A 25,914-nucleotide genomic window follows, 5' to 3' on the forward strand; every position below is an offset into this window, starting at 1 on the left:
ACTGATCCACATGCGCATTGTGGTTCTGGCCGGTGGCATCGGTGGTGCCCGCTTCCTTCGCGGCCTCAAGCAGGCGGCTCCGGACGCGGAGATCACGGTCGTCGGCAACACCGGTGACGACATCCATCTCTTCGGCCTGAAGGTCTGCCCGGACCTCGACACGGTGATGTACACGCTCGGCGGTGGCATCGACGAGGAGCAGGGCTGGGGCCGCGAGGACGAGTCCTTCACGGTGAAGGAGGAGCTCGCGGCGTACGGAGTGGGGCCCGAGTGGTTCGGTCTGGGTGACCGCGACTTCGCGACGCACATCGTCCGCACGCAGATGCTGGGCGCCGGCTATCCGCTCAGCGCGGTGACCGAGGCGCTGTGCGCGCGCTGGCGGCCGGGCGTACGGCTGCTGCCGATGTCCGACGACCGCGTCGAGACGCACGTCGCCATCGAGGTGGACGGCGAGTCGCGGGCGGTGCACTTCCAGGAGTACTGGGTGAAGCTGCGGGCGTCCGTGGACGCCCAGGCCGTGGTGGCCGTCGGCGCGGAGGCCGCGAAGCCCGCGCCGGGTGTCCTCGAGGCCATCGCCGAGGCGGACGTCATCCTCTTCCCGCCGTCGAACCCGGTCGTGTCGGTCGGCACGATCCTGGCCGTGCCGGGCATCCGTGAGGCGATCGCCGAGGCGGACGTGCCGGTGGTCGGCCTCTCCCCCATCGTCGGCGACGCGCCGGTGCGGGGCATGGCCGACAAGGTCCTCGCGGCGGTGGGCGTGGAGTCCACGGCCGCGGCGGTGGCGCGGCACTACGGCTCGGGGCTGCTGGACGGCTGGCTGGTCGACACGGTCGACGCGGGCGTCGTCGCTGACGTCGAGTCGGCCGGGATCCGCTGCCGCGCGGTGCCGCTGATGATGACGGACCCGGACGCGACGGCGGCGATGGCGCGCGAGGCGCTGGCGCTGGCGGAGGAGGTCCGGGGATGACGGGCCCCGCGGACGGTTCGGCGCAGGACGCGGCACAGGACGTCACGATGCCGGCCTCGGTGACGGGCGGCTCCGCCGGCGGCGGCCTCGCGCAGGATCCCGACCGGAACGACCCGGTGGCGGACGGCGCGGGCGGCATCGGCGCCGGCGGCTATCGGGTGTGGGCGCTCGACGGGCTGCCCGAGGTGCGGGACGGGGACGATCTCGCCAAGCTGATCGCCTCCGTCTCCCCCGGCCTCCAGGACGGGGACGTCCTGCTCGTCACCTCCAAGATCGTGAGCAAGGCCGAGGGGCGGGTGATCGCCGCCACCGACCGGGAGGAGGCGATCGACGCCGAGACCGTACGGGTGGTGGCCCGGCGCGGCGCCCTGCGGATCGTCGAGAACCGGCAGGGCCTCGTCATGGCCGCGGCCGGGGTCGACGCCTCCAACACCCCCGCCGGCACCGTCCTGTTGCTGCCCCTCGATCCGGACGCCTCGGCGCGCGCGATACGGGAGGGGCTGCGCGACGCGCTCGGCGTCGACGTCGGTGTCGTCGTCACGGACACCTTCGGGCGGCCCTGGCGCAGCGGTCTCACCGACGTGGCCATCGGCGCCGCCGGTGTCCGCGTCCTCGACGACCTGCGCGGCGGCACGGACGCGCACGGCAATCCGCTCAGCGCGACGGTCGTCGCCACCGCGGACGAACTCGCCGCCGCGGGAGACCTGGTGAAGGGCAAGGCGAAGGGCCTCCCGGTCGCCGTCGTCCGCGGGCTGCCGCACGTCGTGGACGGTTCCGCCGACGTGGGCGCCCGGGCGCTGGTGCGCGGCGCCGCCGACGACATGTTCCGGCTCGGGACCTCCGAGGCGGTCCGGGAGGCGGTGACCCTGCGGCGTACCGTCCGGGAGTTCACCGACGAGCCCGTCGACCCGGGCGCGGTACGGCGTGCCGTCGCCGCCGCCGTGACGGCTCCGGCGCCGCACCACACCACGCCGTGGCGGTTCGTGCTCCTGGAGTCCGAGGCCTCGCGCACCGGGCTGCTGGACGCGATGCGTGACGCGTGGGTCGCGGATCTGCGGCGGGACGGCAAGTCGGAGGAGTCCATCGCCAAGCGGGTGCGCCGCGGAGACGTGCTGCGGAACGCTCCGTACCTCGTCGTGCCGTGTCTCGTCATGGACGGCTCGCACCACTACGGCGACCCGCGGCGCGACGCCGCCGAGCGCGAGATGTTCGTGGTCGCGGCGGGTGCGGGTGTGCAGAACTTCCTGGTGGCTCTGGCCGGTGAGCGGCTCGGTTCGGCGTGGGTGTCCTCGACGATGTTCTGCCGTGAGGTCGTACGGGACGTCCTCGGGCTCCCGGCGGACTGGGACCCGATGGGCGCGGTGGCCGTGGGTCACGCGGCGGCGCCGCCGAAGGACCGGCCGGCGCGGCAGGCAGGCCGGTTCATCGAGGTGCGGTAGCGCGTCCCGGCAACGGGATCCGCTTCAGAGCGCCGCGATGTTCCCCGGCGTCATCCGGGGCGCGCGGCGCGGGGGGACGCGGCCGCTGAGGAGGACGAGGCGGGCCGCGCGGTGGCGCTGGCCCGCGTACGGGGCGAGGAGTTCGAGCATCGCCGCGTCGTCGGCGGTCCGGTCGCCCGCGAGGGCGTACCCGACGATCGACGGCAGGTGGTAGTCGCCGACGGAGACCGCGTCCGGCGCGCCGTTGCTGCGCTGGACCGTCTCGGCCGAGGTCCATGGGCCGATGCCGGGGATCAACTCCAGCCGCTGCTGCGCCTGTTCCGGCTCCATGGCCGCCGCCTCCTCCATGCGGCGGGCGACCTTGACGGCCCGCAGGATCGTGGCGGCGCGCTTGTTGTCGACGCCCGCGCGGTGCCACTCCCAGGACGGGATGAGCGACCAGGTGCGGGTGTCGGGCACCACGTGGAGGCGGTGGCTCTCGGGGCCGGGGGCGGGCTCGCCGTACTTCCGTACGAGCAGCCGCCAGGCGCGGTACGCCTCGGCCGTGGTGACCTTCTGCTCCAGGATCGAGGGGATCAGCGACTCCATCACCAGGCCGGTGCGGCTCAGCCGGAGGCCGGGGCGGGCGCGGTGCGTGGCGGCGAGGAGCCGGTGGCGGGGGACGAAGGCGCCCGGGTCGTCCTCGGCGCCGAGCAGCCGGGGCAGCCCGTCGAGGAGCCACTGGGCGCCGGGCCCCCAGGCCTCGGCCTCCGCCGTGCCCTGCCGGAGGGCGACCCGGAGCGTGCCGGGGCCTTCCGGGGTGCGGGCGGTGCGCCAGACGGAGCCGTCGGGGGTCGTGCGGAAGGTCGGGTCGCCCGTGCCACGGCGGAGGGGACCGAGGGTGAGGCCGAGGTCGGTCGGCGCGTCGGGGGTCCAGCGGCGGGTCGCGCCCTGGGCGACCGGGGCGGCCGGCCGGGCGGCGGGTACGGGGACGTGGCCGCCGCGCACGGTGGTGCGGGTGCTGGGGTTGCGGGGTGCGAAGCGGCCGGCCATGTCTATGAGCGTATCCGGGCCCCCGCCCGAGCGACCCCGGGAAGGCTCCGCCCGCGGGCGGAGCACCGGCACCCGCCCACGCGGCGGCGGCGGGCGTCCCGGGCGGTCGCCCTCCGCCGGACGGAGGCCGGGAGAAGGGTGACCGTCGGAGCGGTGGTCCCTACTGGTCCGACGAGAAGCGGATCGCGCGGGCCGGGAGCGCGGTGTCGCACCAGATGCGGACGCCCTCGCGGAGTTCGTTGTCCGGGCCGACCTGGGCGCCGTCCCCGATGACCGCGCCTGTCAGGACCGTGCGCGCGCCGATGCGGGCGCCCGCGCCGATCAGGGAGTCGGTGATCACCGCTCCCGGTTCGACGATCGCGCCCGCGTGGAGGGTCGAGCCCGAGATGCGGGCGCCTTCGCCGACGACGGCGTCCGCGCCGACGACCGTGCCGCCGGTGAGCTTGGCGTCCGGCGCCACGCGGGCCGTCGGGAGGACCAGACGGTCGCCGCACCGGCCCGGGACGGCCGGGGACGGGGCGCGGCCGAGGACCAGGTCCGCGGAGCCGCGCACGAAGGCCTGCGGGGTGCCGAGGTCGAGCCAGTACGTGGAGTCCACCAGGCCCTGGAGGTGCGCTCCGGTGGCGAGGAGCTCGGGGAAGGTCTCGCGCTCCACCGAGACGGGCCGCCCGGTCGGGATCGTGTCGATGACCGAGCGGCGGAAGACGTACGCCCCCGCGTTGATCTGGTCGGTGACGATCTCCTCGGGCGTCTGCGGCTTCTCCAGGAACGCGGTGACGCGCCCCGTCGGGTCCGTCGGCACCAGGCCGAACGCCCTGGGGTCGTCGACCCGGGTCAGGTGCAGCGAGACGTCCGCGCCCGAGGAGTCGTGGGTGGCGACCAGGGCCTGGATGTCCAGGCCCGTCAGGATGTCGCCGTTGAAGACGAGAACCGGGTCGTCCGGGCCGGAGTGCAGGCGCGAGGCGACGTTGCGGATCGCGCCGCCCGTGCCGAGCGGCTCCTCCTCGGTGACGTACTCCAGGCTGAGCCCCAGCGACGAGCCGTCCCCGAAGTACGGCTCGAAGACCTCGGCCAGGTACGAGGTGGCGAGCACCACGTGCTCGACACCCGCGGCCCTGGCCCGTGCCAGCTGGTGCGTCAGGAACGGCACACCGGCCGCGGGGACCATCGGCTTGGGGGTGTTCACCGTCAGCGGGCGTAGCCGTGTGCCCTTGCCACCGACCAGGAGGATCGCTTCTGTCACCTGTCGTCTCTGCTTCCTGTCCGGGGCCGGTCTCATCGCCCGTCACGTCGTTCGTCGCTCGTCCGGGCGATATGACCGGTCAGTTTATGCAGATGGTCGGACCGGCGACCGCATCACCGCCCCTGGTACTTCGCGGACGCGGTGCGCGCGGTGCCGAGCTTGCCGTAGAGGCGGGCTCCGGGGCAGGCCGTGGCGTAGCCGTCACGGTGTCCCGCGATGGAGTTGAACGTGACCTTCTTGCCCTTTTTGTACTTCCCGCCGGCGGAGACGAGTGTCGTCTTCCCCTTCGGATTCACCCCGTGCAGCCCAAGCTTCCAGGCCGTCAGCTTCGCGACGGCGGTGACGACGGCGGCCGGCGGAGTCGTCGAACCGTAGGTGCCGAGGACGGCGATGCCCATGCTGTTGGTGTTGAAACCGAGCGTGTGGGCACCGTGCACCGGCTTGGCCACGCCCCCGGCGCGGCCTTCGTAGATGTTTCCGCACTTGTCGACGGCGAAGTTGTAGCCGAAGTCACGCCAGCCGCTGCTCTGGGTGTGGTAGCGGTAGATACTGCGGAGGACGGAGGGCGCCTGCTTGCAGGTGTAGTTGTTGCCGGTCGCGCTGTGATGGACGAAGGCGGCCTTGACCGCCTTGGTGTAGACGAAGCCCTTCTCGCGCAGCCGCTCGTCGGCGCCCCAGCCCTTGCGGGTGATGATCCTCGGGCGCGGGCCGATGTACGGCTTCGCCGCGGCGGCCGCCGGGATCACCGCCGTACCGACCGAGGCGAGCTGGGCGTTCACGGAGGCGGCGGCCGCCTCCTCGACGGTCGGCGCGCGGTGTACCGCACGCGCTCCGTGCGCCAGCCCGGCGCGGGGCTCGGGCCCCTGGGCGGCGACGGGCTCCGGCCCCGGGTCGACCAGCTCGACACGGAGGCCCTCAGGGAGTGCTTCGGCCACCGCCGCGGCGATGTCGTCCTGGCGGTCGGGACGTACGCGGACCTCGACGCCGTCGGAGTCGCCGACCCAGAGCGGTGCGGTGGCCCCGCGGAGCGCGCCGGACGCGGCCTCCGAGGTGCCGGGGTCCGCCCCGTGGTCGTCGTTGTGGATCTCGACGTCCTGCCACGCGGACCACCGCGCGTTCCCGGTCGCCCGGGTGCGGACCTGGACCGTGCCGTGGAGGTGGGCCCGGGCGTCGTCCCAGACGACGCCCACGAGCGAGAAGGGTCTGACGTCCCGTCGGGCCAGTCCCTGTGCCCCGCCGGCGGCCCCGACGGCACGGCGGCCGTCACCGAGGGGGGCCAGCGGCAGGGACTGGGTGGAACCGGCGACGTCGGTCTCCCGCGGGACGGCGTCCGGCGCCGCTTCCGGGGCGGAGGGGCCGGCGGCGGGGTCCGCGGCTGGATCCGCGGCGGGTGGCGCCGCCGTCGGCGCGGCGGCCGCACCGAGTGGCAGCGCCCCGGCGGGGGTCGCGAGGGTGAACGGAAGGGCGAGCGCCGTCGCGCACGTGACGGCGATGGAGGTGGCGAGGTAGGCACGCATGAGGCGATCCTCTGTACGCCTCGCGGGTTCCGCTCGGCGGAATCGGGCACGGAAACTGACGGCCCGTCGGTCCGACCGGAGGACGGCGTCACCGGTACGGGGGGTCCCCGCACCCCTCCCCGCGTACCCTTGCCCGCGTGAACGCCAGCGACCGCACCCCCGCCGACCTGCTGCGATCCGCGCTCGCCGCGGACCCCGCCCGCCCCTTGGTCACCTTCTACGACGACGCCACCGGTGAGCGCGTCGAATTGTCCGTGGCCACCTTCGCCAATTGGGTGGCCAAGACGGCCAATCTCCTCCAGGGAGAGCTGTCCGCCTCCCCCGGCGACCGGCTCGCGCTGCTGTTGCCCGCGCACTGGCAGACCGCGGTCTGGCTGCTCGCCTGCTCCTCCGTGGGCGTGACCGCGGAGTTCGGCGGGGACCCGGCCGACGCCGACTACGTGGTCGCCGGGCCGGACACGCTCGACGCGGGCCTGGCCTGCTCGGGAGACCGGATCGCGCTCTCGCTGGCCCCGCTGGGCCGCCGCTTCCCCGCCGCGCCCGCCGGGTACGCGGACTACGCGGTCGAGGTGCCGAGCCAGGGTGACCGGTTCGCCCCGTTCGTCCCGGTAGACGCCGACGCCACGGCCCTCCTGGTCGGGGGTACGGAACTGACGGGCGCCCAGCTCGTCGAGCGGGCGCGCGCGGACGCGGCGGCGCTCGGCCTCGCCCCCGGGGCGCGGCTCCTCTCCGGACGTCCGTACGACACCTGGGACGGACTCTCCGCCGGGCTGTACGCGCCCCTGGCGGCCGGCGGGTCCGTCGTCCTGTGCCGGAACCTGGACCTGCTGGCGCCCGAGGGGCTCGAGAAGCGGGTCGAGAGCGAGCGCGTCACGACGACCGCCGACTGACGGCGGGCCGCCGCGGGACAACCCGCCGACGTTCCACCCGTATGGCGCACCGACTCGCCGAGTCCTCGGGTCCGCGCCTCAACTCCGGTACATGATCGGCGGGTACGCACCCCCTCCCGCACAACCAGGCGCCTGGTTCGGCCGTCTCACTCTTCGAACGGCGGCCCCCGGGCGCGCCGCCGACGCCGCGAAGGATGGACTCAGACGTGACGGACAGTCCCGGCACGCCCGCCGAACCGGAGGCCCCGCGCAAGCGCCACTGGCTGCGCTGGACGGCTCTCGGGGTCTCGGTCGTCGTCCTCGCCGCCGCGGGAGTCGGCTGGTGGCTCTACCGCAAGCTCGACGGCAACATCACCACCGACACCGACGCCGCCGCGGAGCTGCTCAGATACGAGAAGGAGCGCCCCGCCGCGGGCGCGCTGGGGGCGCAGAACATCCTGCTGATCGGCTCCGACACCCGGACCGGCGCGGGCAACACCAAGTACGGCAGGGACAAGGGCACCCAGCGCTCGGACACCACGATCCTGCTGCACATCTCGGCGGGCCGGACGAGCGCGACGGCCGTCTCCATCCCGCGCGACCTGATGGTGACCATGCCCAGTTGCCGCACTCCGGACGGAACACGCACAAAGGAACAATTCGCCCAGTTCAACTCGGCCTTCGAGATCGGCGGCACGGCCTGCACGATCCGTACCGTCGAGCGGCTGACCGCGATCCGCATCGACCACCACATGGTGATCGACTTCCGGGGCTTCAAGAAGATGGTCGACGCCGTGGACGGTGTCGAGATCTGCCTGCGGGAGGCGGTCGACGACAAGGACGCCAAGCTGAGGCTGAAGGCCGGGCGCCAGACGCTCAACGGTGAGCAGGCGCTGGGCTTCGTACGGGCCCGCAAGTCGCTCGGCAACGGCAGCGACACGGAACGCATGGACCGCCAGCAGCAGTTCCTGGGCGCCCTGGTCAACAAGGTGCAGAGCAACGGCGTCCTACTGAATCCGACCCGGCTGTACCCCGTCCTGGACGCGGCGACGAAGTCGATCACGACCGACCCGGGGCTCGACTCGCTGCGGGATCTGTACGACCTGGCGCGCTCGATGCGTTCGGTGCCCACGGAGAAGGTGCAGTTCCTCACGGTGCCGCGTCGGCCGTACTCGTACGACGCGAACCGGGACGAACTCGTACAACCTGCTGCGAGTCAGCTCTTCACGCGACTGCGCGAGGACAAGCCCGTCACCGTGACGCCGGGCACGGAGAGCGACAGGGGACGGGGGGCCGCGAAGGCCCCGAATCCCGCGCCGACACCGACTTTCTCGGGGCGTAACGCGGCGGACGGAGCGTGTGCCTAGGGGTGGGTGAGTAAAGGAGCGCCCAAGGAGTGGGAGGGGAAGAGGGCGGCAGAAGGGGTTTGGGCAAATTGCCCAGTTGTAAGGGGCGTGGAATTTGTCACGGACGTCGCCCCACGCTGAACTGGGCGGATAGTGTGACGCGATCCGGTGCTTCCGACCTCATGGTCGCGCACTCAATGGATCGAACGACCGAGCGCCGACCGGGGGAGGCGCCTCGCGTGGCACCGACGGAGGATTCAAGTAACCGTGGACGCGCACAGCCGTGGACAGGCGGATGAGATCGACCCCGCCGACCAGTGGGTCCTCAACCCGCGAACGGGCAACTACGAACTGCGACTGAACCACTCCGCTGGGCAGTCGGCACCGCAGTCCCGCCCCCGCGGCGCGACCACTCCGGGCCCGAGATCCGCGGAGGGCTCCCGCTCCGCCGAGGGCTCCCGCACCGACCGGCGTTCCCGTACGGCCGGCGCGCCGGCCGAGGCTCCCGTCCCCGGCCAGCGCCGCCGCCGTGCGCCCGAGGGCCCCGGCGGGCAGCAGCCGCAGCCGGGCCGCCGCAAGCGCAAGCCCGCGAAGTCCCGCAAGAAGAAGGTCCTGCTGTGGACCGGCGGGACGATGGCGCTCGTGCTCGTGGCCGGCGGCGTGGGCGCGTACGCGTACTACGAGCACCTCAACGGGAACATCAACAAGGTCGACGTGGTCGGCGCCGAGAGCACCGGGTTCAAGAAGGACCAGGCCGTCAACATCCTGCTCATCGGCACCGACAAGCGGACCGGTGACGGCAACGAGGGCTACGGCGACAAGAACAGCCCCGGCCACGCCGACACCACGATCCTCTTCCACGTCTCCAAGGACCGGACGAACGCCACGGCGATGTCCATCCCGCGCGACCTGAAGACCGAGATCCCCGAGTGCCAGACGAAGATGCCCGACGGCACCATCAAGACCATCCCGGGCCAGGCCGACGAGCGGTTCAACGTCAGCCTCGGCCAGTCCGACCGTGACCCCGGCTGCACCATGCGTACGGTCAAGAAGCTCACCGGGCTGACCGTCGACCACTTCATGATGGCCGACTTCAACGCCGTCAAGGAGCTGACCACGGCCGTCGGCGGTGTGAAGGTCTGTCTGGTCAAGCCGGTCAAGGACAAGGACTCCAAGCTCGACCTGCCCGCGGGCGAGTCGACGATCCAGGGCGAGCAGGCCCTCGCCTTCGTCCGTACGCGCCACAGCTTCGGCAACGAGAGCGACCTGGACCGGATCAAGGTCCAGCAGCAGTTCCTCAGCTCGATGATCCGGCAGATGAAGTCGGACGAGACCCTGACGAGTCCGGGGAAGCTGCTCGACCTCGCCGAGGCGGCCACCAACGCGCTGACCGTGGACTCCGGCATAGGAAGCATCGGGAAGCTCAAGTCCCTCGGCGAGGAACTGGCCAAGATCGACGCGAAGAACATCACGTTCACGACGCTCCCGGTCATCGACAACCCGGCCGAGAAGATCAAGGCCACGGTCGTGCCCGACCCGGTCAAGGCGCCGCAGCTCTTCTCGAACATGAAGTCCGACATCTCCCTCACCGAGGTGAAGAAGCAGCAGCAGGACGCCAAGAACGCCCAGGCCGCCCTGCTGAAGGGCGAGCGGTCCACGGCGCGCGAGGTGCGCGTCGACGTCTACAACGGCAGCGGCATCCAGGGCGCCGCCCAGTCGACGATCAACTGGCTGCAGGTCGAGCAGGGCGTCACACGGTCCACGAACAAGAGCAACGCCCCCGAGAAGGCGGCGAAGACCACGCTCGAGTACGCACCGAACCAGGCCGATCAGGCCCGCAAGCTGGCGGACCTGATGGGTCTGCCCGCCACGGCTCTCAAGCCGGGCACGCAGGACGCCGAGGAGCTCGCACCCATGACGCTCGTCCTCGGCTCCGACTTCAAGGGGGCGGGGGTGCCCATCACCGGTCCGGCAAAGGCGCCGGAAGGTGCGCAGACGGCAGACAAGAAGGTGTGCGCACAGTGACCCGGAAACACCGGGCTGTGGCGCACACCTGAGACGAGGGGGACCAGGGGTGGGACAGAACAGCGTGCGTGGGGAGGGGACGCGGGGACGCGTCCCGCACGCCCGTGATTTGGGCTGGGACGAGACGCTCTACGAGGACGAGGCCGAGGGGAGTTCGCGCGGCGCGGCCGGGACCGAAGGGTCCAGGCGCCGCGGGGCCAGGGGCGGCACGTCCACGAAGGACGAATCGGCCGGCGGCGAACGGGCCGCCGAGGACACGGCGGGCGGCGCCGCGAGCGGCGGTGGAAGCGGCGAGGGCCGTGCGAACCACCGTCGCAAAGGGCCGCGTCGACGCGCCAAGAAGAGTGGTAAACGCAAGGTGCTGCGCTGGGTCGCCGCGACCCTGTCGCTGCTGATACTCGGCACGGCTGCCGCCGGATACCTGTACTACCAGCACCTCAACGGCAACCTCCGCGGCGGCAGCCGCGCAGGCGGCGACAGCGGCGTGAAGAAGACCGCGCCCAACGCGCTCGGAGACACCCCGCTCAACATCCTGCTGATCGGCTCCGACGACCGCTCCGACGCCAAGAACGTGGCGCTCGGCGGCGGGAAGAACGACCGGGACCGCAAGCCGCTCGCCGACGTGCAGATGTTGCTGCACATCTCGGCGGACCGCAAGAACGCCAACATCATCTCCATCCCGCGCGACACGATCGTCAAGATCCCGGAGTGCAGGGACAAGGAGGGCACGACCTATCCGGCGACCACCACCAGCCCCATCAACGAGACGCTGCAGCGCGGCGGTCCGGGCTGCACCCTCACCACGTGGGAGAGCCTCACCGGGGTCTACGTCGACCACTGGATGATGGTCGACTTCGCGGGCGTGGTCGCGATGGCGGACGAGGTCGGCGGCGTACCGGTCTGTGTGAAGACGGGTGTGCACGACAAGTCGACCCGTCTCCAGAAGGGCGGTTCCGGCCTGAAGCTGAAGGAGGGGACCACCGAGATCAAGGGTGAGCAGGCCCTCCAGTGGCTGCGCACCCGGCACGCGTTCGGCAGCGACCAGAACCGCGCCAAGGCCCAGCACATGTACATGAACGGCATGATGGAGAAGCTCCAGAGCCAGAACGCCTGGACCGACACCGGACGCCTCACCGGCCTGGCCGAGACCGCCACGAGGGCGCTCCAGGTCTCGGACGAGATCCGCTCGGTGTCGAAGCTCTTCGACCTGTCGATGCAGCTCAAGAACGTGAAGCTGGACCGCCTCACGACGGCGACGGTCCCCACGAGCGAGTGGTCGCAGGACAGGAACAAGCTCGTCATGGTCGAGAGCGCCGCCGACAAGATGTGGTCGATGCTCCGCGACGACGTGGCCTTCGACAAGAACGGTGACCCGGCCGGCGCCAAGCCGTCCGCCTCCGCGAAGCCGAAGGGGCCGGCCGCGGCCGCGCCCGCGACGCTCGACGTCACGGTCGTCAACGGGACGGGCGGGGACGGCCAGCCGCCGGCGGAGGGCCGGGCGGGCACGCTGGCCCAGACCCTGCAGGGCAAGGGCTTCACCCAGGCGGAGTCGTCGAAGGCCGCCGAGGCCCGCAAGGACACCGTGGTGAAGTACCCGAAGGCGGACGGCGACCAGGGCAAGGCGGACGCGCTCTCCGTCGCCAAGGCTCTCGGTCTGCCCGACTCGGCCGTCCGCGCGGACGCCAAGGCCGAGAACATCACGCTGGTCGTGGGCGCGGACTGGCGCCAGGGCGCCACGTACGAGAAGCCGAAGAGCGAGGCGGGCGACCTGCCCGACGGCGCGGACGACAAGGTGGACTGCATGGACGTCTACAGCGTCTACAAGTGGGACGGCAAGAGCTGACGCTCCCGCGCACGCGGCGTACAAGACGGCGACGGCCGGGCCCCGAGGGGTCCGGCCGTCGCCGTGTGCGTGGCGGGAGGAGCGTCAGACCTTCGTGGCCGGCACGGACGGGCGGCGGCTCGCGATGACCTTCCTCGCCAGGGCGCGCGGGCTCGTCAGGAAGCCGTAGCCCCAGGACATGTGCATCGTCGCGAGGGCCACCGGGATCTGGAGCCGGGCCTTCAGCGGAAGGCCCTTGCCCGCCGGGAGCGAGCCCGCGGTGATCGCGGCCAGGTAGCCGGCCGGAACCAGGAAGCCGAGCGGGGTGAGGGCCGCGCCCACCACCACGCCGGCCGCGATCGCGCAGACGGCGGTCGGCGGGGCGAGGTAGCGCAGGTTGATGGAGCCCTGGTGGTAGCGGGCCACGACATGGCGCCAACGGCCGTAGTCCTTGTACTGCTTGGCCAGCGCGCGCACGTTCGGCCGCGGGCGGTACTGGACGCGCAGCTCGGGCGAGAACCAGATCAGGCCGCCCGCCTCGCGGATCCGGAAGTTCAGCTCCCAGTCCTGGGCGCGGATGAACTCGACGTTGTAGCCGTCCTGCTGCTCCAGCGCCTCGCGCCGGAAGACACCCAGGTACACGGTCTCCGCCGGGCCCGCCTCGCCTCCGGTGTGGAAGGCCGCGTTGCCGACGCCGATCTTCGAGGTCATCGCGGCGGCGACCGCGTGCTCCCAGTCGTTCTCGCCCTCGGCGTGCATGATGCCGCCGACGTTCTGCGCGCCCGTCTCCTCCAGGAGGCGGACGGCCGTCGCGATGTAGTTCGGCGACAGCATGCCGTGCCCGTCGACCCGCACCACGATCGGGTGGCGGGAGGCCTTGATCGCCGCGTTGAGGGCGGCGGGCGTACGGCCCGTGGGGTTGGGCACGGTGTGGACCCGCGGGTCTTCTCGTACGAGCTCGGCGGCGATCTCGTCGGTGCGGTCCGTGGACGGGCCGAGCGCGATCACCACCTCCATCTCGCCGTCGTACTCCTGCTCGAGGATGTGACGGACCGAGTTGCGCAGGTGCCGTTCCTCGTTGAGGACCGGCATGATCACGGAGACGGGGGGCTGCATGGAATCCTCGGGGTTCCGGGGGTCGCCCCCGGGAGACAGCAGAATCGTCGGCCACGTTACCGCGAATGGGGGACACGAAGCGCGTCACGCGGACCGCCGCACCCTTGCGCTGATCGTATGGGCCTACGGTGCTCACGGCCCCCTTGTCCCACCCGCGGAGGTGTCCCCCGGTGCCCACACCGCCCCGCGCGCCTCGCCGCCGCCCGGCCGCCCGTCCCGTACCGGCGGCCCGCCGCGTCAGACGGCCCGCGCGACCACGGTGGGGCATGCGGATGGCGACGACCCTGTCCGTGCTCGTCCTGGGCGCCGGCGGGATCGGGCACGCGCTGGTCACCGGCCTGGACACCGGGATCGACCGGGTCGACCCGTTCAAGGACATGAAGAACCGCCCCCAGGGCGGGCACGGGATGAACCTGCTGCTCGTGGGCACGGACGGGCGTGACAGCCTCACCAAGCAGCAGCGCAAGGCCTACCGGCTGGGCGGGGCACCCTGTCACTGCACCGACACCGTGATGCTCGTGCACATCAGCGAGGACCGGGAGCGGGCGAGCGTGGTGAGCCTGCCGCGTGACTCGTACGCCGAGATGCCCGCGCACGTCGACGCGACCACGGGGAGACGGCACGAGGCGCACCCGGTGAAGCTGAACGCCGCGTACGCCGAGGGCGGGCCGGGGCTCACGGTCCGGACCGTCGAGAACATGACGGGCGTCAAGATCGACCACTATCTGGAGGTCGACTTCACCAGCTTCATGAAGACGGTCGACGCGGTCGGCGGGGTCGACATCTGCACGGTCCGGCCGATGAAGGACAAGTACACCGGGCTCGACCTCGCGGCCGGGCCGCACCATCTGAACGGCGGGCAGGCGCTGCAGTACGTGCGCGCGCGCCATGTCGACGGTGCGGCGGACATCGGCCGGATGGAACGCCAGCAGCGGTTCCTCGCGGCGCTGATCGACCGGGTGACGAGCGGCGGGGTCCTGCTGAACCCGGTCCGCTTCCGGGAGGTCTCCACGACCATGCTCGGCTCGGTCCGGGCGGACCGGGGGTTCGGCACGGATCAGCTGCTGAGCCTGGCCCGGGCGATGCGGGGCTTCGACCCGGCGTCGTCGGAGTTCGTCTCCGTACCGCTCGGGGACGTGAGCTTCCCGGTGAAGGGGATCGGCTCGACCGTGAAGTGGGACGCGCCCAAGGCGCAGCGGCTCTTCCAGGCCCTGCGCGAGGACCGCCCGCTCGCGCCGCCGAGGACGGCGGAGGCGAAGGCGGGGGGAACGGTCGTCGACGTGGCGCCGAAGACGATCCGGGTGCAGGTCTACAACGGGACGCGGACGGACGGCCTGGGCCGCAGGGTGGACGACGCCCTGCACGCCACCGGCTTCGACACCACGCGGGCGCCGCGCACCGGGGAGGGCCCGGAGGTGCGGCGGACGGTGGTGGAGTACGACCCGCGCTGGGACCGCTCGGCGAAGTCCCTGGCGGCGGCGCTGCCGGGGGCGGAGCTGCGGCCGGTGAAGGGACGGGGGCGCACCCTGCGGGTGGTGGCCGGTCTCGACTACAAGAGCGTCAAGCCGGTACGGGCGGAGGAGAAGGCCACCGGCACCTTCGAGGCGGTCACGGGCGACCGGGTGGTCTGCCCGTAGGGGCGGACCGGGGTGGTCTGCCCGTAGGGGCGGACCGGGGTGGTCTGCCCGTAGGGGCGGACCGGGGTGGTCTGCCCGTACCGGGCCCCCGCGCGCGGCTGGCGGGGTCAGTCCTCGTAGCCCTCGGCCGCGCGGCGCTCACGGAGGTCCATGATCGCGCGGCGGCGGGCCAGGCGGTGGGTGCGGCGGATCTGGGCCTCCTGGTAGCGGCGCTTGTCCTTCTCCGTCTCCGGGAGGACCGGCGGCACGCGGCGCGGCTTGCCGTCGGCGTCGACCGCGGCGAAGACCAGGTAGGCGGAGGCGACCTGCTGGGCGGGGGTGGACTCGTTCCAGCGCTCCGCCATGACCCGCACGCCGACCTCCATGGAGGACCGGCCGGTCCAGTTGACCTGCGCCTTCACATGCAGCAGGTCACCGACGCGTACCGGCTCCAGGAACGCCATCTCGTCCATGGACGCGGTCACGGCCGGCCCGCCCGAGTGACGGCCCGCGACGGCCCCCGCCGCGTCGTCCACCAGCTTCATGATCACGCCGCCGTGCACCGTACCGAGCAGGTTGGTGTCGTGGCTGGTCATGATGTGGCTGAGAGTGGTGCGGGACGCGGAGGTGGGCTTGCCCGGAATTTCGGTCTCCGGGCGGTCCGTGCGCTGGGCCTGATCTGTCATGCCCTCCACCTTATGCCGGGTCCCGACCTGGTCCCCTTTGCATCAGCTTGGCAACAGCGCCGCCCCGATTCCCCACCCGCCCTGTCGGCCCCCGGGAGGCGGCCTGCACACTGGTCCGCATGAATGACTGGCCCGATGACAGCGGATACGGCCGTGGCGGCGCGAACTCGCAGCCCGAGGGCGCTCGCCGGATGCGCCATGTACAGCGCCCGCAGGTGCCCCAGCAGCCGCAGTACGACCCGCGGTACGACCAGGGACAGGGCCAGGGGTACAACCCGAACTTCACCCAGCAGCAGGCCACCGGGTACGACAGCGGCTACAACACCGGCGAGGTCTACGGCGGCGGCCGCCAGGGCGGAGGCCACGGCACCGTACCGCCGCAGCACGACCCCCGGTACGCGCCCCAGCCGGCCGGCCGCCCGGCCCCGGACTGGCGCCGCCGCATCAAGATCGGCTCCATCGTCCTGGTCGTCGCCCTGCTCGGCTGGAGCGTCGGCACCTACGCCTGGGCCAGCTCCCGGATGCGCAACGAGGTCGACCTCTCCAAGGTCATCGAGCGGCCGGCCGCGGGCGACTGCACGACCTACCTGATCGTCGGCTCCGACAGCCGTGAGGGCATGTCGGCCGAGGAGAAGAAGAAGCTGCACACCGGCTCCGCCGAGGGCAAGCGGACCGACTCGATGATGATCCTCGCGGCCTGCTCCAGCGGGAACACGATGATCTCGCTCCCGCGTGACTCCTGGGTCACCATCCCGTCCTTCGTCGGCTCGGAGTCCGGCAAGAAGTACGGGGCGCGCGGCGGCTCCAAGCTCAACGCGGCGTACGCGATGGACGGCCCGGAGCTCCTGGTCCGCACCGTCGAGTTCAACACCGGGCTGCGCATCGACCACTACGCGGAGATCGGCTTCGCCGGCTTCGCGAACATCGTGGACGCGCTCGGCGGTGTCGACATGAACATCGAGAAGGGCTTCAAGGACAAGAAGTCCGGCGCGGACTTCCAGGCGGGCGAGCAGACGCTCAACGGCGAGCAGGCCCTCGCCTTCGTCCGCACCCGGTACGCGTTCGCCGAGTCGGACCTGGCGCGGACGAAGAACCAGCAGAAGTTCCTCTCCGCCCTGGCGAACCAGGCGGCGACGCCGGGCACGATCCTCAACCCGTTCAAGCTGTACCCGACGCTGGGCGCCGGTCTCGACACGCTGATCGTGGACAAGGACATGTCGCTCTACGACCTCGGCCAGATGTTCTTCGCGATGAAGGGCATCAGCGGTGGCGACGGGAAGTCGATGAACATCCCGATCTCGGGCAGCGCGCCGCAGGGCTCGCTGAAGTGGGACATGCCGAAGGTGAAGCAGCTGGTCTCGCAGATCCAGAACGACGAGAAGGTCACGGTCACGTCGAACCGCTGATCCGAGCCGCTGCCGTCGCCGTACGGATGTGAGAAGGGCGCCCTCCGGAGGACGGAGGGGCGCCCTTTCTCCTTGCCTACGGGAGGTTGCGGGCCATGACGATGCGCTGGACCTGGTTGGTGCCTTCGTAGATCTGGGTGATCTTGGCGTCGCGCATCATGCGTTCGACGGGGTAGTCGCGGGTGTAGCCGTAGCCGCCGAGGAGCTGGACGGCGTCGGTGGTGACCTCCATGGCGACGTCGGAGGCGAAGCACTTGGCGGCGGCGCCGAAGAAGGTGAGGTCGCTGTCGACGCGCTCGGACCTGGCGGCGGCGGCGTAGGTGAGCTGGCGGGCGGCCTCGAGCTTCATGGCCATGTCGGCGAGCATGAACTGCACGCCCTGGAAGTCGGCGATCGGCTTGCCGAACTGCTTGCGTTCCTGGACGTAGCCCTTGGCGTAGTCCAAGGCGCCCTGGGCGATGCCGAGGGCCTGGGCGGCGATGGTGATGCGGGTGTGGTCCAGGGTCTTCATCGCGGTGGCGAAGCCGGTGCCCTCGGCGCCGATCATGCGGTCGGCGGGGATGCGGACGTTGTCGAGGTAGACCTCGCGGGTCGGGGAGCCCTTGATGCCGAGCTTCTTCTCCGGCGCGCCGAAGGAGACGCCCTCGTCGCTCTTCTCCACCACGAACGCGGAGATGCCCTTGGAGCGCTTGTCGGGGTCGGTGACGGCCATCACCGTGTAGTACTCCGACACTCCGGCGTTGGTGATCCACCGCTTCACGCCGTTGAGGACCCAGAAGTCGCCGTCGCGGACGGCGCGGGTCTTCATCCCGGCCGCGTCCGAGCCGGCGTCCGGCTCGGACAGCGCGTAGGAGAACATCGCGTCGCCCTTGGCCAGCGGGCCGAGGTACTTCCGCTTGAGCTCCTCCGAACCCGACAGGATCACCGGCAGCGAGCCGAGCTTGTTCACCGCCGGGATCAGCGAGGACGAACCACAGGCGCGGGCGACCTCCTCGATCACGATCACCGTCGCCAGCGCGTCCGCGCCCGCACCGCCGTAGGACTCCGGCACATGGACCGCGTGCAGATCGGCCGCGACCAGCGCGTCCAGCGCCTCCTGGGGGAACCGGCCCTCCTCGTCGACCGCCGCCGCGAACGGCGTGATCTTCGCCTCCGCCAGCGCACGGACCGTCTCCCGGAGCATGTCGTGCTCCTCGGACAGGCGATACAGGTCGAAATCCGCAGCTGTGTCGTTCTTCTCCCGCGCCACTGCTCACTCACTCCCACGTCTGTTAACTACCGTTAAGTAATCCAAAGGGTAGGGCGTGTCCGGGCCCCCGGCCAGGGCCCGACTATGCTCGGGCAGGCATTCCGCCCGACCTCACTGGAGTCCCGTATGGCCCTCAAGATCACCGTGATCGGCACCGGCTACCTCGGCGCCACGCACGCAGCGGCCATGGCGGAGCTCGGTTTCGAGGTGCTCGGCCTCGACGTCGTGCCCGAGAAGATCGAGCTGCTGGCCACCGGTCGCGTACCGATGTACGAGCCCGGCCTGGAGGAGCTGCTCTCCCGGCACGTCGCCGGCATCGAGGGATCGACGGGCCGGCTGCGCTTCACCACCTCCTGGGACGAGGTCGGCGCCTTCGGCGACGTGCACTTCGTCTGCGTGAACACCCCGCAGAAGCACGGCGAGTACGCGTGTGACATGAGCTACGTCGACGCCGCGTTCAGCTCGCTGGCGGGCGTGGTGCGCGAGGGCGCGCTCGTCGTCGGCAAGTCGACCGTGCCGGTCGGCTCCGCCGAGCGGCTCGCGGAGCTGCTGCCGGAGGGCGTGGAGCTGGCCTGGAACCCGGAGTTCCTGCGCGAGGGCTTCGCGGTGAAGGACACGCTCCACCCGGACCGGGTCGTCGCCGGTGTGCGGAGCGAGCGGGCCGAGAAGGTGCTGCGTGAGGTGTACGCCACGCCGATCGCCGAGGGCACGCCCTTCGTCGTGACCGACTTCCCGACGGCCGAGCTCGTGAAGACCGCCGCGAACTCCTTCCTCGCGACCAAGATCTCCTTCATCAACGCGATGGCCGAGGTCTGCGAGGCCGCGGGCGGCGACGTCGCGAAGCTGGCCGAGGCGATCGGCTACGACGAGCGGATCGGCTCCAAGTTCCTGCGTGCCGGCATCGGCTTCGGCGGCGGCTGTCTGCCGAAGGACATCCGCGCGTTCATGGCGCGGGCGGGCGAGCTGGGCGCGGACCAGGCGCTGACCTTCCTGCGCGAGATCGACTCCATCAACATGCGGCGGCGCGGCCAGATGGTCGAGATGGCGCGGGACGCCGTCGGCGGCGGGTCGTTCCTCGGCAAGCGGGTCGCGGTGCTCGGCGCCACGTTCAAGCCGGACTCGGACGACGTACGGGACTCGCCGGCGCTGAACGTGGCCGGACAGATCCACCTCCAGGGCGGCCAGGTCACGGTCTACGACCCCAAGGGCATGGAGAACGCCCGCCGGCTCTTCCCGACCCTGGGGTACGCCGCGTCGGCCCTGGAGGCGGTGCGCGGGGCGGACGTCGTGCTGCACCTGACGGAGTGGCGAGAGTTCCGCGACGACCTGGACCCGGCGGAGCTGGCCGCGGCGGCCGGCTCCCGGGTGATCCTGGACGGCCGCAACGCGCTGGACGCCACGCGGTGGCGCGAGGCGGGCTGGACGTACCGCGCGATGGGACGCCCGCGGGCCTAGCGAACGGACCGGGAAGGGTCCCGCCTCCCTCATGGGGGGGGGCGGGACCCTTCCCGTATCTTCGGGCGCCCGCGGGGTCCGCCGTCGATCCGACCGGGCGCCTGCCGGGTCCGCCGTCAGGGCGCGCGGGCGCCTGCCCGATCCGCCGTCAGGGCGCGCGGCGCGGGCCGGACGTGCGGGCGAGGAACTCCGCCTCCCGCAGGGTCCGGATGGCGTTGTCGCGGGCGAGGGCGGTCAGGTCCGTCGCGGGCCAGCCGCGGCGCAGCAGCTCGGCGAAGAGCGGCGCGTAGCCGGCCGCCGGGTCCGTGGTGTGGGACAGGCCCACACAGCGCGGGCCCGCCAGGGCGCGGACGCGGTCGAGGGCATCGGCGGTCGCCGGCAGATCCCCGGTCACCGGGAGCATGCAGACGCCGCCGTTCTCCCCAAACAGGCCGAGGACCTCGTCCGTCAGCTCCTCCGGGTCCGCGCGCGTCGCCAGGACCGGGGCCCTGGTGAGCGCGAGGGTGCGGCGGACCGTCTCCGGGTCGGCCCCGGAGAGGTCCACGACGACCCCCAGGCGGTTCATCTCCCGTACGGCCTCGCGGGCGAAGCCGTCGAACCGGGTGAGGTTGACGACCCGTACCCCGAGCGCGTGGTACGCCCGCACGGCGGCGATCGAGCCGGCCAGGGCCGACCAGCTCACGGGCCCCAGGAGCGCGGCGACCCGGCCGCAGTTGACGGCGTGGCCCATCTCGGCGGTGCTGTGCGCGAGGCGCAGCTCCTCGGGGTAGGCGGCGACGAGCGCACGGATCCCGTCGATGCGGCGCAGCGTCCCGACGACGTCCTCGTCCGGCCCGGAGCGGAGGGACCAGAACTGCGCCCCGGCCTCCGCCGCCCGCACCGGCGCGAGGTCCTCGGGGTCGAACTCCCGGGGTGGGATCGCGTGCCCCTCGACGACGGGCTGCGCGGCGAGCAGTGCCTGCGCGCGGGTCAACTCGTCGCGAGGCGACAGTTGTTCGGGGGCGTCGAGGTCACCGGCCGCGGCGCCGGCGTGCTCGACGGAGAAGGGGTGATGCTCTTCCAGATCTGCCATGGCCTGACAACTCCGAACGTACTGGGCAGTACCGCCCACCGTGGCACGGAACCCCTCGTGAAGGGTGGTGGAGTAGGCCGTTCAGGGGACGGCGGCGACCTCGCGGCTCCGTCCGGTCACGACGGTGGCCCGCCGCCGGTTCGGTTCGGCGACGGGCCACACGGGGATCGGCCGACCGTCAGGAGGGGGGCGCGTCCAGCGAGTCGATCGTCGCGTTCGACGGGCCGCGGCGCGTGCGCAGGTCGCGGGAGACCGCCTCCGCGTCCCGCAGGGCGCGGACCGCGTTGGACCACGTCAGCTTCGCGAGGTCGGCGTGCGACCAGCCGCGGTGGAGGAGCTCGGCGATCAGGTTCGGGTACCCCGCGACGTCGTCCAGGCCGGCCGGGGTGAACGCCGTGCCGTCGTAGTCGCCGCCGATGCCGATGTGGTCGATGCCGGCCACCTCGCGCATGTGGTCGAGATGGTCCGCCACCGTCGCCGCCGTGGCGATCGGGCGCGGGTGCTCGGCCTCGAAGGCGCGGTGGAGCTTCATCGCCCCGGCGGTGGTGTCGAGGTGGTGGAAGCCGTGCGCCCGCAGGTTGTCGTCCGCACGGGCCGTCCACTCCACGGCGGCCGGAAGGATGAACTTCGGCACGAACGTGGCCATCGCGACCCCGCCGTTCCCCGGCAGCCGCTCCAGGACGTCGTCCGGGATGTTCCGCGGGTGGTCGCAGATCGCGAGCGACGAGGAGTGCGAGAAGATCACCGGCGCGACCGAGGTGTCCAGGGCGTCCCGCATCGTCGTCGCTGCGACGTGCGAGAGGTCGACGAGCACGCCGGTGCGGTTCATCTCCCGGACGACCTCGTGGCCGAAGGGCGAGAGGCCCCCCACGCGCGGCTCGTCGGTCGCCGAGTCCGCCCACGCGGTGTTGTCGTTGTGGGTGAGCGTCATGTAGCGGACGCCCAGGGTGTGCAGGGCGCGCAGGGTGGCGAGGGAGTCGTTGATGGAGTGGCCGCCCTCGGCGCCCTTGAGGGAGGCGATACGGCCCTGCTTCCGCGCCGCCTCCATGTCGTCCGCGGTCAGGGCGGGGGCCAGCTCGCCCGCGTACCGCTCCAGGAGCTGGTCGACGACGTCGATCTGCTCCAGGGTGGCGCTGACGGCGTCGTCCCCGGTCAGCTCGGTGGAGACGTATACCGACCAGAACTGCGCGCCGACGCCGCCGGCCCGCAGCCGGGCGAGGTCGGTGTGGAGCGCGCCGGTCTGGTCGGCCGCGATGTCGAGCCGGTCCAGGTCGTAGCCGGCGTGCTTGCGCAGCGCCCAGGGCAGGTCGTTGTGTCCGTCGACGACGGGTGCGGAGGCCAGCAGCTCCAGGGCCTCCGCCAGCCGGTCGGCCGCGCTCGCCGGGGCGGTCACTTGGCGAAGCCGAACGACTCCGAGCCCTCGACCTTGGCCCGCAGCCGCTTGCCCTTCTCGGTCGCCTGGTCGTTCAGCTCCTGCTGGAACTCCCGCATCCGGCCGAGCAGTTCGGGGTCGTGCGCGGCGAGGATCCGGGCGGCGAGGAGGCCCGCGTTGCGGGCCCCGCCGACGGAGACGGTGGCCACGGGCACCCCGGCCGGCATCTGCACGATCGACAGGAGCGAGTCCATGCCGTCGAGGTACTTCAGCGGGACCGGCACGCCGATGACCGGGAGCGGGGTCACGGAGGCGAGCATGCCCGGCAGATGGGCGGCGCCGCCCGCGCCCGCGATGATCGCCTTCAGTCCGCGGTCGGCGGCCTGCTCGCCGTACGCGATCATCTCGTGCGGCATCCGGTGCGCGGAGACGACGTCGACCTCGTACGCGATCTCGAACTCGTCCAGGGCCTGGGCCGCGGCCTCCATGACGGGCCAGTCGGAGTCGGATCCCATGACGATGCCTACGACGGGGCTCACAGGGCTCATTCGGTGATCGTTCCTCGCAGGTAGCCGGCGGCGTGACGGGCGCGCTCCAGCACGTCGTCCAGGTCGTCGCCGTAGGTGTTGACGTGCCCCACCTTGCGGCCGGGCTTCACGTCCTTGCCATACATGTGGATCTTGAGCTGGGGGTCCCGGGCCATGCAGTGCAGATAGGCGTAGTACATGTCCGGGTAGTCCCCGCCCAGGACGTTGCACATGACCGTCCACGGGGCGCGCGGGCGGGGATCGCCCAGCGGGAGGTCGAGCACGGCGCGGACGTGGTTGGCGAACTGCGAGGTGATCGCCCCGTCCTGGGTCCAGTGACCGGAGTTGTGCGGACGCATCGCGAGCTCGTTGACCAGGATCCGGCCGTCGCGCGTCTCGAACAGCTCCACGGCGAGGTGCCCGACGACGTCGAGCTCCTTGGCGATCCGCAGCGCGAGTTCCTGAGCCTGGCCGGCCAGCTCGTCCGACAGGCCGGGCGCGGGCGCGATGACGGTGTCGCAGACGCCGTCGACCTGCCGCGACTCGACGACGGGGTAGGCGACGGCCTGGCCGTGCGGGGAGCGGACGATGTTCGCGGCGAGCTCGCGCGTGAAGTCGACCTTCTCCTCGGCGAGGACCCGGACGCCCGCACGGAACGGGTCGTGGGCGTCCTCTGCCGTACGGACGAACCAGACGCCCTTGCCGTCGTAGCCGCCGCTGACCGTCTTGAGGATGATCGGGAACCCGCCCACCTCGGCCGCGAAGGCCGCCGCGTCCGCCGGATCGGCGACGATCCGGTGGCGGGGGCTCGGTGCGCCGATCTCGTCGAGCTTCGCGCGCATCACCCCCTTGTCCTGGGCGTGCACCAGCGCGGCGAGACCTGGGCGGACGACGACGCCGTCCTCCTCCAGGGCACGCAGATGTTCGGCGGGGACGTGCTCGTGATCGAAGGTGATCACGTCACAGCCGCGCGCGAAGTCACGCAGCGTAGCCAGGTCGCGATAGTCGCCGAGGACGACCTCGCTCACCACCTGCGCCGCCGAATCCTGCGGGGTGTCACTGAGCAGCTTGAACTTGATGCCGAGGGGGATGCCCGCCTCGTGGGTCATACGGGCGAGCTGACCGCCACCGACCATGCCGACTACCGGGAACGTCACCCTCTTAGGGTATCCGCACGACGAGCGGAGCCCGCCCCGCCTGTGCTTTACGACAGCGCAACGGGATTTTCAGAGGTTTGCGACGTCCTCGGGCGGGTCACAGGTGGGCTGGTTAGCATGGCTTGGTTGACGAAACCGAACGGACGGGGCTGAGCGATCACCATGAGTGAACAGAGCGCACTGCGTGTGCGGCTTGACCGGCTCACACGTGAGTTCGCCAAGTTCGGCGCGGTCGGTGGTGTCGGCCTTCTGGTGGACCTGGGGGTCTTCAACCTCGTCCGCCAGGTGACGGAGCTTCCCGTGGTCCGGGCGAGTGTCATCGCCACGGTCGTCGCGATCGGCTTCAACTATCTCGGCTTCCGGTACTTCACCTACCGGGACCGCGACAAGAGCAGCCGCACGAAGGAGCTGACGCTCTTCCTGCTCTTCAGCGTCGCCGGTCTGGTGATCCAGAACGGCATCCTCTACGCGGCGACGTACGGCTTCGGCTGGGACACCCCGCTGCAGAGCAACTTCTTCAAGTTCTTCGGCATCGGCGTCGCGACGCTGTTCCGCTTCTGGTCGTACCGCACCTGGGTCTTCCGGACGCTGCCGGCCCGGGAGGCCGTGCAGACCGCCGAATCGTTCCTGGAGCAGGCTCCCAAGCAGTCCACGAGGAAGCAGCCGGACCGCGTGCTCTGACAGCTACCGGACGGGGCGTTGCCTCGACTCGTCCCCGCGGCTCCTGACCTCACGGCTCAGGAAGAGCGCGAAGACCGGCGGATGCTGCTGGAGCAGTTCGAGCCGGCCACCGTCCGCCTCCGCGAGGTCCCGGGCGACGGCCAGACCGATGCCGGTGGAGCTGCGGCCGCTGACGGCCCGCTCGAAGATCCGCGCGCCGAGATCGGCGGGGACGCCGGGGCCCTCGTCGGTGACCTCGATCACGGACTGGTTGCCGGTGACGCGGGTCCGCAGGGCGACGGTGCCGCCGCCGTGCATGAGCGAGTTCTCGATCAGCGCGGCGAGGACCTGGGCCACGGCGCCCGGAGTGCCGACCGCGCGCATGCCCTGCTTGCCGGAGTGGACGATGGCGCGGCCCGCGCTGCGGTACGCGGGGCGCCACTCCTCGATCTGCTGCTTGATGACCTCGTCGAGGTCGAAGGCGAGCGCGGAGCCGGTACGGGGGTCGCGGGAGTTCGTCAGAAGCCGCTCGACGACGTCGGTGAGCCGCTCGACCTGCGTGAGCGCGATCGTCGCCTCCTCCTTGACCGTGGGAAGGTCGTCGGCGACGGCGACCTCCTCCAGACGCATCGAGAGTGCGGTCAGCGGTGTACGGAGCTGGTGCGAGGCGTCGGCGGCGAGCCGGCGCTCGGCGGTGAGCATCCGCGCGATGCGCTCCGCGGACGCGTCGAGGACGTCGGCGACCCGGTCCAGCTCCGGAACCCCGTACCGCTTGTGGCGCGGGCGCGGATCGCCGGACCCGAGGCGTTCGGCGGTCTCGGCGAGGTCCGTGAGCGGGGAGGTGAGCTTGTTCGCCTGGCGTACGGCGAGGAGCACGGCGGCCACGACGGCGAGCAGCGCCACGGCTCCGATGATCAGCAGGGTGCGGGCGACCTCGCTGGTGATCGTGGAGCGGGACTCCTCGACGGTCACGGTCTCGCCGCGCTCGCCCTCGGCGCTGCCCCGGATGACATCGCCCTCGGGGCGCGTGCCGATCTCGATGGGGGCGCGGCCGGGGATGTCGATCAGGGCGTACCGCTTGGCTCCGCTCTGCTCGGCGAGGATGTCGGGGTTGACCGGCTCCCCCCCGAAGAGCCGGCTGTCGACGATGGAGACGAGCCGGAGGGCCTCGGAGTCCACGCTCTCCTGGGCGCTGGAGGAGATCGTGCGCGTCTCGACGAGGACGAGGGAGACCCCGAAGACGCCGATGACGACGAGGACGACGGCGAGGGTGGAGTTGATCAGACGACGACGCACGGGGCCCTCCGGGGGCGGGGCGGAGTACGAGGAGCTTCCCCG

General features: G+C 71.8%; 21 protein-coding genes. 10 read left to right on the plus strand and 11 right to left on the minus strand.

Translation table 11 applies throughout. From position 1 onward, the window contains the following. Positions 1-10: 10 nt before the first annotated feature. Both cofD and ACZ3IJ_RS17665 read left to right on the plus strand, forming a co-directional pair. Positions 11-967, plus strand: a complete 957-nt coding sequence (gene cofD, locus ACZ3IJ_RS17660) for a 2-phospho-L-lactate transferase (RefSeq protein WP_467469128.1) — start codon at positions 11-13, stop codon at positions 965-967. Then, entirely contained in the window at positions 964-2,406 is a 1,443-nt protein-coding gene (locus ACZ3IJ_RS17665; protein WP_467469130.1) for a coenzyme F420-0:L-glutamate ligase, read from the plus strand. Before cofD ends, ACZ3IJ_RS17665 begins: the two co-directional genes overlap by 4 nt. A gap of 24 nt (positions 2,407-2,430) precedes the next feature. Here ACZ3IJ_RS17665 and ACZ3IJ_RS17670 read toward each other — a convergent pair whose 3' ends face one another. The 3 genes from ACZ3IJ_RS17670 to ACZ3IJ_RS17680 form a co-directional block, all read right to left on the minus strand. Beyond that, positions 2,431-3,438 (minus strand): DNA-3-methyladenine glycosylase family protein, encoded by a 1,008-nt coding sequence (locus ACZ3IJ_RS17670; protein ID WP_467469132.1) that lies wholly within the window; start codon positions 3,436-3,438, stop codon positions 2,431-2,433. A 160-nt stretch (positions 3,439-3,598) separates the two neighbouring features. Then, complete coding sequence (gene manB / locus ACZ3IJ_RS17675; RefSeq protein ID WP_467469134.1) at positions 3,599-4,681, minus strand: mannose-1-phosphate guanylyltransferase; 1,083 nt, start codon at positions 4,679-4,681, stop codon at positions 3,599-3,601. 113 nt (positions 4,682-4,794) lie between these two features. Next, the gene (locus tag ACZ3IJ_RS17680) at positions 4,795-6,198 is read right to left on the minus strand and encodes a peptidoglycan recognition protein family protein (RefSeq protein WP_467469136.1); all 1,404 of its coding nucleotides are present in this window, start codon (positions 6,196-6,198) and stop codon (positions 4,795-4,797) included. A gap of 137 nt (positions 6,199-6,335) precedes the next feature. On the opposite strand from ACZ3IJ_RS17680, the gene ACZ3IJ_RS17685 reads away from it, so the two are divergent. From ACZ3IJ_RS17685 to ACZ3IJ_RS17700, 4 genes are all read left to right on the plus strand, one after another. Continuing rightward, positions 6,336-7,088: a TIGR03089 family protein gene (locus ACZ3IJ_RS17685; RefSeq protein WP_467469138.1), complete on the plus strand. Its 753-nt coding sequence runs from the start codon at positions 6,336-6,338 to the stop codon at positions 7,086-7,088. A gap of 206 nt (positions 7,089-7,294) precedes the next feature. After that, the gene (locus ACZ3IJ_RS17690) at positions 7,295-8,434 is read left to right on the plus strand and encodes an LCP family protein (RefSeq protein ID WP_467469140.1); all 1,140 of its coding nucleotides are present in this window, start codon (positions 7,295-7,297) and stop codon (positions 8,432-8,434) included. Between the two features lie 246 nt (positions 8,435-8,680). Next, positions 8,681-10,438 carry an LCP family protein gene (locus ACZ3IJ_RS17695; protein ID WP_467469142.1) on the plus strand — a complete coding sequence of 586 codons (1,758 nt, stop codon included), beginning with the start codon at positions 8,681-8,683 and terminating at the stop codon, positions 10,436-10,438. Between the two features lie 49 nt (positions 10,439-10,487). Continuing rightward, positions 10,488-12,281: an LCP family protein gene (locus ACZ3IJ_RS17700; protein WP_467469144.1), complete on the plus strand. Its 1,794-nt coding sequence runs from the start codon at positions 10,488-10,490 to the stop codon at positions 12,279-12,281. Positions 12,282-12,365: 84 nt separating this feature from the next. Here ACZ3IJ_RS17700 and ACZ3IJ_RS17705 read toward each other — a convergent pair whose 3' ends face one another. Beyond that, positions 12,366-13,376: a glycosyltransferase family 2 protein gene (locus tag ACZ3IJ_RS17705; RefSeq protein ID WP_467469146.1), complete on the minus strand. Its 1,011-nt coding sequence runs from the start codon at positions 13,374-13,376 to the stop codon at positions 12,366-12,368. Positions 13,377-13,546: 170 nt separating this feature from the next. On the opposite strand from ACZ3IJ_RS17705, the gene ACZ3IJ_RS17710 reads away from it, so the two are divergent. Further along, on the plus strand, positions 13,547-15,013 hold the full coding sequence (locus ACZ3IJ_RS17710; protein ID WP_467469148.1) for an LCP family protein: 1,467 nt from the start codon (positions 13,547-13,549) through the stop codon (positions 15,011-15,013). Positions 15,014-15,120: 107 nt separating this feature from the next. Here the strand turns inward: ACZ3IJ_RS17710 and ACZ3IJ_RS17715 are convergent, their stop codons facing one another. Next, a complete protein-coding gene (locus ACZ3IJ_RS17715; protein ID WP_467469150.1) occupies positions 15,121-15,678 on the minus strand; it encodes an acyl-CoA thioesterase in 558 nt (185 codons plus the stop codon). Between the two features lie 119 nt (positions 15,679-15,797). Here ACZ3IJ_RS17715 and ACZ3IJ_RS17720 point away from each other — a divergent pair, with 119 nt between their 5' ends. Then, positions 15,798-17,084: an LCP family protein gene (locus ACZ3IJ_RS17720; RefSeq protein ID WP_467469152.1), complete on the plus strand. Its 1,287-nt coding sequence runs from the start codon at positions 15,798-15,800 to the stop codon at positions 17,082-17,084. 76 nt (positions 17,085-17,160) lie between these two features. Here ACZ3IJ_RS17720 and ACZ3IJ_RS17725 read toward each other — a convergent pair whose 3' ends face one another. Beyond that, positions 17,161-18,333 carry an acyl-CoA dehydrogenase family protein gene (locus tag ACZ3IJ_RS17725; RefSeq protein WP_467469154.1) on the minus strand — a complete coding sequence of 391 codons (1,173 nt, stop codon included), beginning with the start codon at positions 18,331-18,333 and terminating at the stop codon, positions 17,161-17,163. Positions 18,334-18,459: 126 nt separating this feature from the next. Between ACZ3IJ_RS17725 and ACZ3IJ_RS17730 the strand changes: the two genes are divergently transcribed. Then, positions 18,460-19,788 carry a UDP-glucose dehydrogenase family protein gene (locus tag ACZ3IJ_RS17730; RefSeq protein WP_391801073.1) on the plus strand — a complete coding sequence of 443 codons (1,329 nt, stop codon included), beginning with the start codon at positions 18,460-18,462 and terminating at the stop codon, positions 19,786-19,788. Between the two features lie 148 nt (positions 19,789-19,936). On the opposite strand, the gene ACZ3IJ_RS17735 is transcribed toward ACZ3IJ_RS17730, so the two are convergent. From ACZ3IJ_RS17735 to ACZ3IJ_RS17750, 4 genes are all read right to left on the minus strand, one after another. Further along, complete coding sequence (locus ACZ3IJ_RS17735; RefSeq protein ID WP_467469157.1) at positions 19,937-20,860, minus strand: membrane dipeptidase; 924 nt, start codon at positions 20,858-20,860, stop codon at positions 19,937-19,939. 178 nt (positions 20,861-21,038) lie between these two features. After that, positions 21,039-22,253, minus strand: coding sequence for a dipeptidase (locus ACZ3IJ_RS17740; RefSeq protein ID WP_467469159.1), 1,215 nt, complete (start codon positions 22,251-22,253; stop codon positions 21,039-21,041). Continuing rightward, positions 22,250-22,780, minus strand: coding sequence for a 5-(carboxyamino)imidazole ribonucleotide mutase (gene purE, locus ACZ3IJ_RS17745; RefSeq protein WP_467469161.1), 531 nt, complete (start codon positions 22,778-22,780; stop codon positions 22,250-22,252). The genes ACZ3IJ_RS17740 and purE overlap by 4 nt, the downstream gene beginning before the upstream one ends. Beyond that, positions 22,777-23,895, minus strand: a complete 1,119-nt coding sequence (locus ACZ3IJ_RS17750) for a 5-(carboxyamino)imidazole ribonucleotide synthase (RefSeq protein ID WP_467469688.1) — start codon at positions 23,893-23,895, stop codon at positions 22,777-22,779. The genes purE and ACZ3IJ_RS17750 overlap by 4 nt, the downstream gene beginning before the upstream one ends. Before the next feature lie 183 nt (positions 23,896-24,078). On the opposite strand from ACZ3IJ_RS17750, the gene ACZ3IJ_RS17755 reads away from it, so the two are divergent. After that, a complete protein-coding gene (locus ACZ3IJ_RS17755; protein WP_467469163.1) occupies positions 24,079-24,597 on the plus strand; it encodes a GtrA family protein in 519 nt (172 codons plus the stop codon). A gap of 3 nt (positions 24,598-24,600) precedes the next feature. Here the strand turns inward: ACZ3IJ_RS17755 and ACZ3IJ_RS17760 are convergent, their stop codons facing one another. Continuing rightward, on the minus strand, positions 24,601-25,872 hold the full coding sequence (locus tag ACZ3IJ_RS17760; RefSeq protein ID WP_467469165.1) for an ATP-binding protein: 1,272 nt from the start codon (positions 25,870-25,872) through the stop codon (positions 24,601-24,603). Positions 25,873-25,914 lie beyond the last annotated feature (42 nt).

This window comes from Streptomyces sp. NPDC013317 (assembly GCF_055563155.1).